General features: G+C 71.3%; 12 protein-coding genes. 9 read left to right on the top strand and 3 right to left on the bottom strand.

The features are described 5' to 3' along the window. Positions 1–715, top strand: a 715-nt coding sequence (locus VIB11_RS15020; RefSeq protein WP_332032173.1) for a helix-turn-helix domain-containing protein, incomplete at its 5' end; no start/stop codon positions are given. Here the strand turns inward: VIB11_RS15020 and VIB11_RS15015 are convergent. Beyond that, on the bottom strand, positions 696–1,640 hold the full coding sequence (locus VIB11_RS15015) for an NAD-dependent epimerase/dehydratase family protein (protein ID WP_332032171.1): 945 nt from the start codon (positions 1,638–1,640) through the stop codon (positions 696–698). The genes VIB11_RS15020 and VIB11_RS15015 overlap by 20 nt on opposite strands. Positions 1,641–1,759: 119 nt before the next feature. Between VIB11_RS15015 and VIB11_RS15010 the strand changes: the two genes are divergently transcribed. The 5 genes from VIB11_RS15010 to VIB11_RS14990 all read left to right on the top strand — a co-directional run bounded on the left by VIB11_RS15010 (position 1,760) and on the right by VIB11_RS14990 (position 7,434). Continuing rightward, a complete protein-coding gene (locus tag VIB11_RS15010; RefSeq protein ID WP_332032169.1) occupies positions 1,760–2,590 on the top strand; it encodes a TetR/AcrR family transcriptional regulator in 831 nt (276 codons plus the stop codon). Positions 2,591–3,247: 657 nt separating this feature from the next. Beyond that, the gene (gene dnaN / locus VIB11_RS15005) at positions 3,248–4,381 is read left to right on the top strand and encodes a DNA polymerase III subunit beta (RefSeq protein ID WP_332032167.1); all 1,134 of its coding nucleotides are present in this window, start codon (positions 3,248–3,250) and stop codon (positions 4,379–4,381) included. 125 nt (positions 4,382–4,506) lie between these two features. Then, positions 4,507–5,622, top strand: coding sequence for a phosphogluconate dehydrogenase (NAD(+)-dependent, decarboxylating) (gene gnd, locus VIB11_RS15000; RefSeq protein ID WP_332032165.1), 1,116 nt, complete (start codon positions 4,507–4,509; stop codon positions 5,620–5,622). Between the two features lie 32 nt (positions 5,623–5,654). Continuing rightward, positions 5,655–6,851 carry a DNA replication/repair protein RecF gene (gene recF, locus VIB11_RS14995; RefSeq protein ID WP_332032164.1) on the top strand — a complete coding sequence of 399 codons (1,197 nt, stop codon included), beginning with the start codon at positions 5,655–5,657 and terminating at the stop codon, positions 6,849–6,851. Continuing rightward, positions 6,844–7,434: a DUF721 domain-containing protein gene (locus VIB11_RS14990; protein WP_332032162.1), complete on the top strand. Its 591-nt coding sequence runs from the start codon at positions 6,844–6,846 to the stop codon at positions 7,432–7,434. Before recF ends, VIB11_RS14990 begins: the two co-directional genes overlap by 8 nt. Before the next feature lie 56 nt (positions 7,435–7,490). Here the strand turns inward: VIB11_RS14990 and VIB11_RS14985 are convergent, their stop codons facing one another. Together VIB11_RS14985 and VIB11_RS14980 are read right to left on the bottom strand one after the other, a co-directional pair. Then, positions 7,491–8,108 carry a hypothetical protein gene (locus tag VIB11_RS14985; RefSeq protein WP_332032160.1) on the bottom strand — a complete coding sequence of 206 codons (618 nt, stop codon included), beginning with the start codon at positions 8,106–8,108 and terminating at the stop codon, positions 7,491–7,493. Between the two features lie 52 nt (positions 8,109–8,160). After that, the gene (locus VIB11_RS14980) at positions 8,161–8,907 is read right to left on the bottom strand and encodes a metallophosphoesterase family protein (RefSeq protein WP_332032158.1); all 747 of its coding nucleotides are present in this window, start codon (positions 8,905–8,907) and stop codon (positions 8,161–8,163) included. 75 nt (positions 8,908–8,982) lie between these two features. On the opposite strand from VIB11_RS14980, the gene VIB11_RS14975 reads away from it, so the two are divergent. From VIB11_RS14975 to VIB11_RS14965, 3 genes are all read left to right on the top strand, one after another. Then, positions 8,983–10,407 carry a protealysin inhibitor emfourin gene (locus VIB11_RS14975; protein WP_332032156.1) on the top strand — a complete coding sequence of 475 codons (1,425 nt, stop codon included), beginning with the start codon at positions 8,983–8,985 and terminating at the stop codon, positions 10,405–10,407. A 308-nt stretch (positions 10,408–10,715) separates the two neighbouring features. Next, on the top strand, positions 10,716–12,872 hold the full coding sequence (gene gyrB / locus VIB11_RS14970; protein WP_414695853.1) for a DNA topoisomerase (ATP-hydrolyzing) subunit B: 2,157 nt from the start codon (positions 10,716–10,718) through the stop codon (positions 12,870–12,872). 180 nt (positions 12,873–13,052) lie between these two features. Beyond that, the coding region (locus VIB11_RS14965; protein WP_332032175.1) for a DNA gyrase subunit A at positions 13,053–14,182 on the top strand (1,130 nt) is incomplete at its 3' end.

The following is a 14,182-nucleotide window of genomic DNA, read 5'->3' as shown; positions in this document are numbered from 1 at the left end:
CGACGACATCCAGTTCCTGCAGGGCAAGGTGCAGACGCAGGAGGAGTTCTTCCACACCTTCAACACGCTGCACAACGCCAACAAGCAGGTCGTCATCACCAGCGACCTGCCCCCGAAGCTGCTCTCCGGCTTCGAGGAGCGCATGCGCAGCCGCTTCGAGTGGGGCCTGCTCACCGACGTCCAGCCACCTGACCTCGAGACCCGCATCGCGATCCTGCGCAAGAAGGCCATCCAGGAGCGGATGAGCGCGCCCGACGAGGTGCTGGAGTTCATCGCGTCGAAGATCTCGACGAACATCCGCGAGCTCGAGGGCGCCCTCATCCGCGTGACGGCCTTCGCCAGCCTCAACCGCCAGAGCGTCGACATGGGCCTGGCCGAGATCGTGCTCAAGGACCTCATCCCCAACGAGCAGGGCTCCCAGATCACCAGCGCGACGATCATGGCCCAGACGGCGGCCTACTTCGGCCTGACCATCGAGGACCTCTGTGGCTCCTCGCGGTCGCGCGTCCTCGTGACCGCCCGGCAGATCGCGATGTACCTGTGCCGCGAGCTGACCGACCTGTCCCTGCCCAAGATCGGTCAGCAGTTCGGCGGCCGCGACCACACCACGGTGATGCACGCCGACCGCAAGATCCGCGAGCTGATGTCGGAGCGGCGTGCGATCTACAACCAGGTCACGGAGCTGACCAACCGCATCAAGCAGCAGTCCCGCTGAGGTAGTCCACCGTCTCCTTGAGGGTGACCTCCCACGGCGTGGCCGTGATGCCGAAGGTCCGCTCGGTCAGCGTGGCGTCGAGCACGAAGGGCCGCTCGAACTGGTGTCGGGTCTCCTTCAGCTCCCGCAGCCACGGCACCACCAGGCCCCCGACCGTCACCACCGCGCGAGGTATGCCGCGTGCGGCCTTGGGCCGGCGGCCACAGAGAGCCGCCACCTCCTGCGCGACCTGCCCCATCGAGCGGGCCGGGGCACTCGGCACGTGCCACACCTGCCCCCACGAGCGGTCGTCGGTGGCGAGCACGGCTGCCAGCCGCCCGGCGTCGCGCACATCCGTCCAGGTGTGGGCGGCATCGGGCCGGCCGAGGAGCAGCCAGGGCGTGCGGCCCCGAAGCACCGGCTGGATCACGAGCTCGTTGAGCATGCTGGTGCGGGCGCCGATGCCGGGCCCGGTGTAGTCGGAGGCGCGCAGCTCGGTGGCCCGGATCCGTCCGGCCTCGTGCGCGGCGAGCGCCTCGCGCCACATGCGCGCCCGCAGCTCGCCCTTGTGCCCGTTGGGTCGAAGGGGCAGGTCCTCGGTCATCGGGCCCTCGACCTTGCCGTAGCCGTAGAGGTTGCTGACGATCACCACGCCCGCCCCGGTGCGCTCCGCTGCCACGAGGATCGCAGCGGCCATCGGCGGCCAGTCGCGCTCCCAGGTGGTGTAGTCCGGCGGGTTGAGCGCGTTCACCACCGCCTCCGCGCCGGTCGCCAGTGCGGCCAGCCGCTCGGCGTCGGTGACGTCGGCGCTGACGGCCTCCACCCCCTCGATCCCGGACCCGCGGCCCGAGCGGGACACCATCCGCACGCTGTGGCCCGCGGCCACCAGCTCCCTGGCGGTGTTCTGCCCCACCGCTCCAGCCCCCAGCACCACATACCTCGCCATGACGGCCCTTTCCGTGAACAGTGTTCTCGCCTGAGCCCAGTCAACGCCTCGTCGGCGGCAAAGTCAAGAACACTGTTCTCTTTTGTGACTGATGTTCTCGTCTATGGCACCCTTGTCCCATGAGCGAGCGCACCGACGCCAGCAACCACCCCGGGTCGCCCCGCGCCACCCCGGGCATCCGCGCGCGTAACCGGGAGGCCATCGAGCAGGAGATCCTGGCGACCGGCCGGCGCCACCTCGCCGAGCACGGGGCGGCGGCGCTGTCCCTGCGGGCCGTCGCCCGGGACCTGGGGATGGTCCCGTCGGCGCTGTACCGTTACGTGCGCAACCGCGACGAGCTCCTGACGCTGCTCATCGTCAGCGCCTACACCTCGTTGGCGGAGGCCGTCGAGACCGCCCACGACGCCGTCGACCCCGACGACCTCCCTGCACGCTGGACCGCCGTCGGCACCGCCCTGCGGGACTGGGCTCTCTCACATCCCCATGAGTACTCCCTCCTCTACGGCTCACCCGTCCCCGACTACGAGGCCCCCGCCGAGTCCACCAACGAGCCGGGCACCCGGGTGCAGGCGCTGCTCGTCCGACTGCTCGCCGACGCCACGCGGACGGGCCGCACCAGCAACGCTGCCGCCACGATCAGCACGCGAACCCCGCAGCTGGCCACCCGCGCGGCGGGACCCCTGCTCGAGGACCCCTTCTTCGAGGGAGCCGGACTGACCGCGGAGACGCTGATGGCGGGACTGACGGCCTGGACCCTCCTCCTGGGGGCGGTCAGCTCGGAGGTCTTCCACCAGCTCGGCGACACCATCACCGACCCCGACGCGTACTTCCACTACCTGCTCGACCTGGCAGGAGCGCTCGTTCTCGCCCCTCCCGCCCCACCTGTCACCTCGCAGGCCCACCACCAGGCCACGCACCAGGCCCAGCACCAGGCCCGGAGCCGGTCCTAGCCCGATGGAGCCCTCCCCGGGGATCGCGGCGATGTCCACAGCGTCCGGTCCACAGGCTTGTCCACAGCTGTGGTCAGAGCGTGACCTCACCGTGACCCGCGACGGATCAGGCGGAGCGAGGGGCCAAAACGGCACAAAGAACCGCAAAGCGATCGAGTCCACACATGGGGATAACCCTGTGGACTGTTGGCGACAGGCACAGGCTTAACCCCAGCTTGTCCACAGGGTCCCCACCCCGGACACGTCCTGTGGACGAGGCGTGGAGAGGCCGTGCACGACGGGACCCGGACTGGGGACAGTTCTCCACCGTCTGTGGAAAGGGTGTGGACAGAGAACGTCCGTCCACAGGTGCGGCCCACCGCCACCCCGGCTCCTCCACCAGTCCTGCACACTGGCACACCGGCTCTGACCTGCGAGAACCACCGTTGTCCACAGGATCCACAGCGCCTATGGAGATGACGAGATCCATCCATCTGGAATCCCGCCCCGCGTATGGACCCGATCCCCGATCCTGTGGCTGGGCAGATCACACACACCGGGCTCGCAGAGTTGCCCGAACCGGGTTTGCAGTGCCCTCGGCTGGCACTAGGGTCAGTGGCCCACCACTGTGGTGGTGTTTCCACGCGTGTCTGAAGGCAGTGAAGGGCGGGTAGCCAGGTGAAGTTCCGGGTCGAACGTGAGGTTCTCGCCGATGCCGTGACCTGGGTGGCCCGCGGCCTGCCTGCCCGCCCGCCCGTGCCCGTCCTCGCCGGTGTGCTCATCGAGGCGAGCGCTGACGGCACCCTCACGCTCTCGGCCTTCGACTACGAGGTCTCGGCCAAGGTCACCGTGCCCGCGGACGTCGCCGAGCCGGGCACCGTGCTCGTGCTGGGCCGACTGCTCGCCGACATCTCGCGAAACCTGCCGAACCGCCCGATCGACGTGACCACGGAGGGCAACAAGGTGGCCGTCACGTGCGGCTCCTCCCGCTTCAGCCTGCTGATGATGCCCTCGGAGGACTACCCGACCCTCCCGACCTCCCCCGAGCCGACCGGCACCATCGCCGGTGACGTCTTCACCCAGGCCGTCGCCCAGGTCTCCATCGCCGCGGACCGCGGGGACACCCTGCCGATCCTCACCGGCGTCCGGGTCGAGATCGACGGCGAGAAGATGACGCTGCTGGCGACCGACCGGTACCGCCTCGCGATGCGCGAGCTGACCTGGAACCCGGAGGCCACGGACGCCAGCTATGTCGCCCTGGTCCCCGCGCGCACCCTCTCCGAGACGGCGAAGGCACTGGGCGCCGCGGGCTCGATCGACGTGGCGCTCGGGAGCTCCGCCGGCGGCGAGGGGCTCGTCGGCTTCGAGGCGGGCCAGCGCCGCACGACAACCCGGCTCCTCGACGGGGAGTACCCCAAGGTCACCTCGATCTTCCCCACCAGCGTCGAGAGCGAGGCCGTCATCACCACGGCCGAGCTCGTCGAGGCGGTCAAGCGCGTCTCGCTCGTCGCCGAGCGCAACACCCCGGTCCGGCTGCGGTTCACCGAGGGCCAGGTCACGATCGAGGCCGGCACCGGCGACGACGCCCAGGCGTCCGAGGCGGTGGAGGCGACCCTGACCGGGCCGGAGATCGAGATCGCCTTCAACCCCCAGTTCCTGCTCGACGGGCTCGGCGCGGTGGGCACCGAGTTCGCACGGCTCTCCTTCACGCAGTCGTCCCGGCCGGCGGTCCTCTCGGGCCAGGCGAAGGTCGACAGCGAGGCCGACACCTCGTACCGCTACGTGCTGATGCCGGTGCGCTTCGCGAGCTGAGCCGGGGCGGGCGTAGCCTGACACCCACGTGCCCGCGGCGAGGTGTGCCGCCGGGCCGGCCGCGCGGCATACCGCACCACCGCCAGGCCACCGCCACACCACCGCAGAGGAAGGGCACCCGTCACATGCAGCTGGGTCTGATCGGTCTGGGCAAGATGGGCGGCAACATGCGTGAGCGGCTGCGCCGCTCGGGGCACGAGGTCGTCGGCTTCGACCGCAACCCCGCCGTCTCCGACGTCCGCAGCATGGCGGCGATGGTGAAGAAGCTGGAGGCTCCCCGGGTGGTGTGGGTGATGGTCCCTGCCGGCGACCCCACGCGCGAGACCGTCGCCAAGCTCGCCGACCTGCTCGACAAGGGCGACCTGGTCATCGACGGCGGCAACAGCCGCTTCACCGACGACTTCGAGAACGAGAAGCTGCTGAAGGCCAAGGGCATCGGCTACCTCGACTGCGGGGTCTCCGGCGGCATCTGGGGCCTGGAGAACGGCTACGGCCTCATGGTCGGCGGGACCGCAGCCAACGTGAAGCGCGCCATGCCCGTCTTCGACGCGCTGCGGCCGGAAGGCCCGCGCGAGGAGGGCTTCGTCCACGCCGGCAAGGTCGGCGCGGGCCACTACTGCAAGATGGTGCACAACGGCATCGAGTACGGCCTCATGGCGGCCTACGCCGAGGGGTACGAGCTGCTCGAGGCGAAGGACATCGTCACGGACGTCCCGGGCGCCTTCAAGGCCTGGACCCGGGGCACCGTGGTCCGCTCCTGGCTGCTCGACCTGCTGGTCAAGGCGCTCGAGGAGGACGCGCACCTCAAGGACGTCTCCGGCTACACCGCGGACTCCGGCGAGGGCCGCTGGACCGTCGAGGAGGCCATCGCCAACTCGGTCCCGATGCCGGTGATCTCGGCGTCGCTGTTCGCGCGCTTCGCCTCCCGCCAGGACGAGTCGCCGACGATGAAGGCGGTCGCCGCGCTGCGCGGGCAGTTCGGCGGTCACGAGGTCATGGGGGTCGAGGAGGGCCAGGCCCTGCGCCGCGGCGAGCAGCCGAAGGGCGTCAAGGCCGTCCGCACGACCGCGCGCCGCGCCGAGAAGCCGACGAAGAGCGCGACGAAGGCTGCGGGCAAGGGCCGCGCCGCGGCCACCGCCGGTCCCTCGTCGGGCAGCGGCTCCACGGGCAGCACCACCCGCCGCCGTGGCCGCGCCGCCACCACGGCCGGGCCCACCTCGGGCACCGGCGAGACGTCCTGACCCTGCACCCACCGGCCCACCCCGCCTGACCCGTGTACGTCCGCCACCTCACCGTCGCGAACTTCCGCAGCTACGAGAGCGCCGAGCTCCCGCTCGGCCCGGGCGTCACGACGCTGGTGGGCCTCAACGGCCAGGGCAAGACCAACCTGGTCGAGGCCCTGGGCTACCTCGCGACGCTGTCGAGCCACCGCGTGGCGAGTGACCAGCCCCTCGTCCGCTTCGGCACCGACCAGGCGGTCATCCGCGGGGTCGTGGTCCGCGACGGCCGGGAGACGCTCATCGAGCTCGAGCTCAACCCGGGCCGGGCCAACCGCGCCCGTCTCGGGCGGTCGCCGATGCAGCGCCCACGGGAGGTGCTCGGCACGCTGCGCACGGTGCTCTTCGCCCCCGAGGACCTCGCCCTCGTCAAGGGCGACCCGTCCGAGCGTCGCAGGTTCCTCGACGAGCTCCTGGTCTCGCGACAACCTCGATGGGCGGCAGTCCGCTCCGACTACGACAAGGTGCTGCGCCAGCGCAACGCCCTGCTCAAGTCCGCGGCACCGGTGCTGCGCAAGGGTTCCCGCTATCGGCCTCGGCCCGGCGAGGAACCGGCCGACGACGCCCGCGCGTCCGCGCTGCACACCCTCGACATCTGGAACGAGCACCTCGCGGGCGTCGGGTCCCAGCTGCTCTACGCCCGGCTGCGGCTGCTGCGCGACCTCGGCCCCTACCTCGCCAAGGCCTACGACGAGGTCAGCGCCGGCCAGTCCGACGCCAAGCTCTCCTACCGCTCCAGCCTGCGCGAGGAGGTCGCCGCCGCGATCGCCGCCGGTGAGGTGCCCGAGCTCGACACGCTGCGCAGCGAGATCCTCGCCGCCCTCGAGGAGGTCCGGGGCAGAGAGGTCGAGCGTGGCGTCTCCCTCGTCGGCCCGCACCGCGACGACGTCCTGCTCACGCTGGGCGAGCTCCCGGCGAAGGGCTACGCCAGCCACGGCGAGTCCTGGTCGTTCGCGCTGGGGCTGAAGCTCGCGGCCTTCCAGCTGCTGCGTCACGACCTCGGCGAGGACCCGGTCCTGATCCTCGACGACGTGTTCGCCGAGCTCGACTCGGGCCGCCGCGAGCGGCTGGCGGCGATGATCGGCGACTGCGAGCAGGTCATCGTCACCGCCGCGGTGGACGAGGACGTCCCATCCTCCCTGGCGGGCCGCGCGTATGCCGTGCGGCTGGGTGAGGTGGCCGAGCGTGGGTGACGACCTCCCCCCGACGACGGAGCCAACGCCCTCGGGGGCGCGGCCCGCGGAGGAGGCAGGACGCGCCCCCGACGGTGGGCCGGGACCGGACGAGCGGGTCGACGACGCAGCCGCCGCCGCGCTCGGCCGAGCCCGGGCGGCCGCGAAGGCGAGGGGCCTGCGCCCCGGGATGAAGCCGATGCGCCGGCGGCGACCCGGGGTGCCTGAGCCGAAGCGCTCGATGGACGGCCGCGACCCCGGCCTCCTCGGGGACCAGCTGGACCGGTTGCTGCTGGACCGGGGCTGGCGGGTCGACGTCGCCGTGGGGTCGGTGATGGGTCGCTGGCCCGAGATCGTCGGTGCCGAGGTGGCGAGCCACTGCGCGCCGGTCACCTTCGAGGCGGGCGTGCTGACCGTACGCGCCGACTCCACCGCCTGGGCGACCCAGATCCGGCTGCTGGCCTCCTCGATCCTCGGCCGCCTCGAGAACGAGGTCGGCAAGGGCACCGTGGCCGAGCTCAAGGTGGTGGGACCGAGCGCGCCGTCGTGGTCGCGCGGCCCCCGCCGCACGCAGGGTCCGGGGCCTCGGGACACCTACGGCTGAGGGTCCGACCCTGCCCGGCGGGGGTTTCCCGTTGGGGCTGTTTCCGGTGGTGGGGCTCAGGCTGTCGACAGGGTGTCGAGCACGCGCTGGCCCACCCGGCGGACCGTGCCCGGGTCGGTCCCCGTCACGGTCACGGTGACGACCTCACCCGCGGCCTTCAGGTAGAGGACCTGGGCGTGCACCGCGCCGTCGCCGAAGGGATACGTGTACGTCGTGACGACGAGGTCGCCGGCGGGGCTGGCACGCCGGGTGGCGGGTGCCGGGGTGGCGCGCTGCTCCCGCAGGAGGGCCTCGACCTCGACCGGTGAGGGCAGGTCGCGGAGGCGGGCCCTCGCGACGGTGATGACCGGACGGTACCCGTGCTCGGGCTGCCCCATCACCGTGACGTACGTCGTCTCCTCCAGGCGGCTGATGTACTCGTCGGTGCTGAGACCGAACGACCGGGCCTGCGCGCGCACGGCCTCGTCCTCCGCCGCGGCCCGGCGGTCGACGACCTGCCAGTCCCGTGCCTCCCACCCCGCGGGGACCTCGAAGCGCAACGGTGGACTGTCGACCTCGACCAGGTGTGCCCCCGCCAGGGCTCCCAGGCGTCCCCCGCCCCCGCCGGTCAGCACCCAGCCCCCGAGCAGCGCGACAGCGACCACCAGCGCTCCCCCGAGCCGGGCCATCCCCATGGGCGGACCGTAGCCGGTGCGTGCGGGAGGGGTCAGGGAAACCGTGGAACTCCTACCGCCCGTCGCGGGGAGCGAAAGCCGTGAGTGCCGCCACGTCGCTGTGCTGGCTGCGGATGTACTCGTCGGCCCAGAAGCGACGCCCCGGGTAGGCGGACTCGGCCACGACGCGGGCGCACGCAGCGTCGACGTCGATCTCGGTGTGTCGCAACGCGACCTGGCCGTGACGGAGGAGGGCCCAGGCGCCACCCGCTCGGCCGTACGGCATACCGACGCTGCCGGGGTTGACCACGAGGCGGCGGTCGACCAGGCGGGCGAACGGCATGTGCGTGTGGCCGCAGACGACCGTGCGCACCGAGTCGGGCAGGTCGGCGAACACCTCCGCCCACCGCTCCAGCCGCGTGTCGACGAGGACGACCTCGTCGTCGTCGCGGGGTGAGCCGTGGCAGAACACCACCGGCCCGAAGCCGTCGACGGCGACTGTGACCGGGTGGGGCAGGGCGGCGAGGAGGTCGACCTGGTCGGGCCGCAGCTGGGCGCCGGCCCATTGGGACTCGGGGTGCTCGGAGACACCGCCCCGGGCGACCTCGACCAGCTCGCGGTCGGCGTTGCCACGCACCAGCACGCACCGCTCCCCCAGCGACACCAGCGCCTCCAGGGTCTCGACGGGCATCGGCCCGGCAGCGTGGTCGCCCGTGACGACGACGAGGTCGGCCGAGCGCACGTCGGGCTCGGCGAGCACCGCCTCGAGGACGGGCAGCACCCCGTGGATGTCGGACAGGACCGCGACGGAGGACGCCATGGACCTGACGGTAGGCCCCGGGGAGACCCGCGGCACCGGCTGCGGCTGTCGGTGGCCGGGCGCACACTGGCGGTCATGAGGGGAATGTCCGAGTTCGCGCGCTGCCAGATCGTCCCGCCCTACGTCCTCGAGGCGCTCGCGGCCTCCGGTGATCCGCAGGTCGCCGTGTGGGCCACCCGCTCGCTCGCGCACGACGCCGAGCTGCGGGCCCGCCGCCAGGGCCTGCCCGGCCTCGCGCCCGCCCCCTCGATGCCGTCGCGGCCGGGCCCGGCTCCCGGTGGCCCAGGCGCGCCTCACCGGGTGGTCTCGGACGCCCGCGGGACGGACGCGCTGCCCGGCACGCTGGTCCGCGACGAGGGGGACGACCCGACGGGGGACCCGGCAGCCGACGAGGCCTATGACGGGCTCGGCCACACCTGGCAGCTGTACTCCTCCGCGTTCGGGCGCAACTCGCTCGACGGCCGGGGCATGCCGATGCTGGCCACCGTTCACTTCGGCCGCGCCTACGACAACGCGTTCTGGGACGGCACGCAGATGGTCTTCGGCGACGGCGACGGGCGGTACTTCCAGCGTTTCACCCGGAGCCTCGACGTCATCGGCCACGAGCTGACGCACGGGGTCACCGAGCTCACGGCCGGGCTGACCTACCGAGGCCAGTCCGGGGCGCTGAACGAGAGCGTGTCCGACGTGTTCGGCTCCCTCGTGCGCCAGCGCGCGCTCGGCCACGACGCCGTCGAGGCAGACTGGCTGATCGGCGCCGACCTGTTCACCGACGTGGTGCAGGGCGACGCGCTTCGGTCGCTGAAGGCGCCGGGCACCGCCTACGACGACCCCGCGCTCGGGAGGGACCCCCAGCCCGCCCACATGCGCGACTACGTGCAGACCACCGACGACAACGGCGGGGTGCACATCAACTCCGGCATCCCCAACCACGCGTTCTACCTCGTCGCCACGGCCCTGGGCGGCAGCGCCTGGGAGGCAGCCGGGCGGATCTGGTACGCCGCGCTGACCGGGCCCGGGATCAGCGCGGACTGCGACTTCGCCACCTTCGCCGGTCTCACGACGGCCGCGGCGGAAGCCGAGTTCGGGGGCGGCTCGCGGGAGGTCTCGGCGGTCGAGTCGGCCTGGGATGCCGTCGGCGTGCTGGGGCCGGCAGCGGTGCCCGTGCCCGGCGGTGCGGCGGAGCAGCCCCCGGCGGAAGGGGGAGGCGAGCCCGGGGCGGCGACCGAGGTGCTCGTGCGCCGCACCGGTGGCCTCGCCGGCCTGACCCGGGAGCGCTCCGTCCGCCTGGCCGACCTGCCCGGCCAGGACGCCGAGGTCTGGCGCGCCCTGCTGGGTGGTGGCCAGCTGCTGGCCCTGGCGGACGCACCGACGTACCCGGACGCCTACTGCTACGAGGTCTGCTGCCGCGCACCGAAGGTGCGCGTGAGCCTGCCGGAGCCGGGGCTTCCCGGGAGCCTGCGCGACCTGCTGGAGCGCACCCTGGCACCGGAGGGGTGACGCGAACGGCCGCTGTCGGGGGCCGGTCCCTGATGTCCGAATCATCCCGGCGGCGGAACGCCAGAATGCCGCGTTCAGGGGCTGGGGTGCGATCCCCGGCATGCATGCGACCCTGATTTCGGCTCCACAGTGGCTTCACGGGCCGCCTCAGCCCCCGCGTGGGGGGCCTGACCCGTTAGAATGGGGTGATCCCGCGACCACGTGGTCTCCACGCTGGTCGCGTGCCATGAGCGGCACCAGTGAGGCTGCCGGCCCGCTGTCGTGCCATCTGAAGAAGGAGCACCGTGTCCGAGGCTGACAACACGCCCATGCCCGACGAGATCGGTCACCAGACCAGCTCAGAGACCCTCAGCGCCGCAGAGGCGGAGCAGGCGCGGGCGGCGGCGGAGGCCGAGCTCGCCGGAACCCCCGCCGGATCGGACTACGACGCCAGCGCGATCACGGTCCTGGAGGGCCTCGAGGCGGTCCGCAAGCGCCCGGGCATGTACATCGGCTCCACGGGGGAGCGGGGCCTGCACCACCTGGTGTGGGAGATCGTCGACAACTCGGTCGACGAGGCCCTCGCCGGCCACGCCGACACCATCGACGTGGTCCTGCTCGCCGACGGCGGCGTGCGGGTCACCGACAACGGCCGCGGCATCCCCACCGACATCCACCCGCAGGAGGGGCGCTCGGCCGTTGAGCTCGTGCTCACCCAGCTCCACGCCGGCGGCAAGTTCGGCGGGGGCGGTTACAAGGTGTCCGGTGGTCTGCACGGTGTCGGCTCCTCCGTGGTGAACGCCCTCTCGACGCGGCTCGACGCCGAGGTGCACCAGAAGGGCCACGTCTTCAGGATGAGCTTCGACAACGGCGTGCCCGTTGCGCCGCTCGAGCAGGGCGAGGCCTCCGACAGGACCGGCACGACGATCACGTTCTGGGCCAACCCGGACATCTTCGAGACGACGACCTACGACTTCGAGACCATCCGGGCCCGGTTCCAGCAGATGGCGTTCCTCAACAAGGGCCTGACCATCAACCTGACCGACGAGCGCGTCACCCAGCACGAGGTGGTCAAGGACGACATCGACCTCGACCACCTCGAGGACGAGGCCGACGAGGAGACGGTCGAGGTCGACTCCGCCACCGCCGAGGCCGAGGGCGGAGCCCCGAAGAAGCAGAAGGCCAAGAAGGTCACCTACCGCTATGACAACGGCCTGGTCGACTACGTGACGCACCTGGTCGGCTCCAAGAAGTCCGAGCCGGTCCACCCCGAGATCATCTCGATCGAGTCCGAGGACACCGAGCGGCAGCTCTCGCTCGAGCTGGCCATGCAGTGGACCACCGCCTACTCCGAGTCGGTCCACACGTACGCCAACACGATCAACACCCACGAGGGCGGCACCCACGAGGAGGGCTTCCGCGCGGCGATGACCAAGCTGGTCAACGACTTCGCACGCAAGCAGAACCTCCTCAAGGACAAGGACGAGAACCTCACCGGTGACGACATCCGCGAGGGCCTGACCGCGGTCGTGTCGGTCAAGCTCGGCGAGCCCCAGTTCGAGGGCCAGACCAAGACCAAGCTCGGCAACTCCGAGGTCAAGGGCTTCGTGCAGCGGGCCATGACCGACGAGTTCGGCCACTGGCTCGAGACCCACCCGAACGAGGGCAAGGACATCGTGCGCAAGTCGGTCCAGGCCGCCGCGGCGCGCATGGCCGCCCGCAAGGCCCGCGAGGCCACCCGGCGCAAGGGTCTGCTCGAGTCCGGCGGGCTGCCCGGCAAGCTGCGCGACTGCCAGAGCAAGGACCCGAGCGTGTCCGAGGTCTTCATCGTCGAGGGCGACTCGGCGGGCGGCTCGGCGGTGCGTGGGCGCAACCCCAGCACCCAGGCGATCCTCCCGATCCGCGGCAAGATCCTCAATGTCGAGAAGGCCCGCATCGACAAGGTCCTCTCGAACAACGAGGTCCAGGCCCTCATCTCGGCGTTCGGTACCGGTATCGGCGAGGACTTCGACCTCGACAAGGCCAGGTACCACAAGATCGTGCTGATGGCCGACGCCGACGTCGACGGCCTGCACATCCGGACCCTGCTGCTGACCCTGCTGTTCCGGTTCATGCGCCCGCTGATCGAGGCCGGCTACGTCTACCTCGCGCAGCCGCCGCTCTACCGCCTGAAGTGGAGCAACCACGCGCACGAGTTCGCGTACTCCGACCGGGAGCGCGACGCGATGGTGGCCGCCGGCCAGAGCCAGGGCTGGCGCCTGCCCAAGGACGCCGGCATCCAGCGCTACAAGGGCCTCGGCGAGATGGACTACCAGGAGCTGTGGGAGACCACGATGGACCCGGACCACCGGGTGCTGCTCCAGGTCACCCTCGACGACGCCGCCGCCGCCGACGAGATCTTCGCCATCCTCATGGGCGAGGACGTCGAGTCCCGGCGGGGCTTCATCCAGCGGAACGCCCGCGACGTGCGTTTCCTCGACATCTGAGGATCGAGTGAGGAACGAACGATGACGAAGATGTCGCTTCGGCCCAGGCTCGACATCTGAGTTCCGTATGCCGTGGCACCGGTTCCACGTGAAACCGCAGCGGGCACGCAGTGCCCGCCCACGGCACACCGCAAACGTGTGAATACCATTGACAGATAAGGCAATTGCGTGACTGACCAGATGCCACCCGTCGAGTTCGACCGCACCGAGGCGATCGACCTCAACACCGAGATGCAGCGCAGCTACATCGACTACGCGATGACGGTGATCGTCAGCCGTGCGCTGCCCGACGTGCGGGACGGGCTGAAGCCGGTCCACCGCCGCGTCGTCTACGCCATGTACGACGGCGGCTACCGGCCCGACCGCGGGTACAACAAGTGCTCGCGCGTCGTCGGCGAGGTCATGGGCCAGTACCACCCGCACGGCGACTCCTCCATCTACGACGCCCTCGTGCGCCTGGTGCAGGACTGGTCGATGCGCTACCCGCTGGTCGACGGCCAGGGCAACTTCGGCTCCCCCGGCGACGACCCGGCGGCGGCGCCGCGGTACACCGAGTGCCGCATGGCGCCGCTGGCCATGGAGATGGTCCGCGACATCCACGAGGAGACCGTCGACTTCCGCGACAACTACGACGGCAAGACCCAGGAGCCCTCGGTGCTGCCGAGCAGGTTCCCCAACCTGCTGGTCAACGGCTCCTCGGGCATCGCCGTCGGCATGGCCACGAACATCCCGCCGCACAACCTGCGCGAGGTCGCCGAGGGCGCCCAGTGGTACCTCAAGAACCCGGAGGTCCCGCGGGAGGAGCTGCTCGAGGCGCTGATGAAGCGCATCCAGGGCCCTGACTTCCCCACCGGTGCGCTCATCCTCGGCCGCAAGGGCATCGAGGACGCCTACCGCACCGGTCGCGGCTCGATCATCATGCGGGCCGTGGTCGAGGTCGAGGAGATCCACAACCGGCAGTGCCTCGTCGTCACCGAGCTGCCCTACCAGGTCAACCCCGACACCCTCGCGCAGAAGATCGCCGAGCTGGTCAAGGAGGGGCGCCTCTCCGGCATCGCCGACATCCGCGACGAGACCTCGGGCCGCACCGGCCAGCGCCTGGTCATCGTGCTCAAGCGCGACGCCGTGGCCAAGGTCGTGCTCAACAACCTCTTCAAGCACACGCAGCTGCAGACCAACTTCGGCGCCAACATGCTGGCCCTGGTCGACGGCGTGCCGCGCACCCTGCCGCTCGACGCCTTCATCCGCCACTGGGTGGAGCACCAGATCGAGGTCATCGTCCGGCGCACGACCTTCCGCCTGCGCAAGGC

The organism is Pedococcus sp., assembly GCF_036554925.1.
Classification (GTDB): domain Bacteria; phylum Actinomycetota; class Actinomycetes; order Actinomycetales; family Dermatophilaceae; genus Pedococcus_A.
Note: the sequence above shows the minus strand (reverse complement) of the source record. Positions and strands in the feature narration are given on the sequence as shown.

Excerpts from the sequence above, each read along its gene's own strand:
- VIB11_RS14980 (WP_332032158.1), bottom strand. The coding sequence starts at position 8,907 with ATGGCGTCCTCCGTCGCGGTCCTGTCCGACATCCACGGGGTGCTGCCC.
- VIB11_RS14975 (WP_332032156.1), top strand. The coding sequence starts at position 8,983 with ATGAGGGGAATGTCCGAGTTCGCGCGCTGCCAGATCGTCCCGCCCTAC.
- gyrB (WP_414695853.1), top strand. The coding sequence starts at position 10,716 with ATGCCCGACGAGATCGGTCACCAGACCAGCTCAGAGACCCTCAGCGCC.
- VIB11_RS14985 (WP_332032160.1), bottom strand. The coding sequence starts at position 8,108 with ATGGGGATGGCCCGGCTCGGGGGAGCGCTGGTGGTCGCTGTCGCGCTG.
- gnd (WP_332032165.1), top strand. The coding sequence starts at position 4,507 with ATGCAGCTGGGTCTGATCGGTCTGGGCAAGATGGGCGGCAACATGCGT.
- VIB11_RS15015 (WP_332032171.1), bottom strand. The coding sequence starts at position 1,640 with ATGGCGAGGTATGTGGTGCTGGGGGCTGGAGCGGTGGGGCAGAACACC.
- VIB11_RS15010 (WP_332032169.1), top strand. The coding sequence starts at position 1,760 with ATGAGCGAGCGCACCGACGCCAGCAACCACCCCGGGTCGCCCCGCGCC.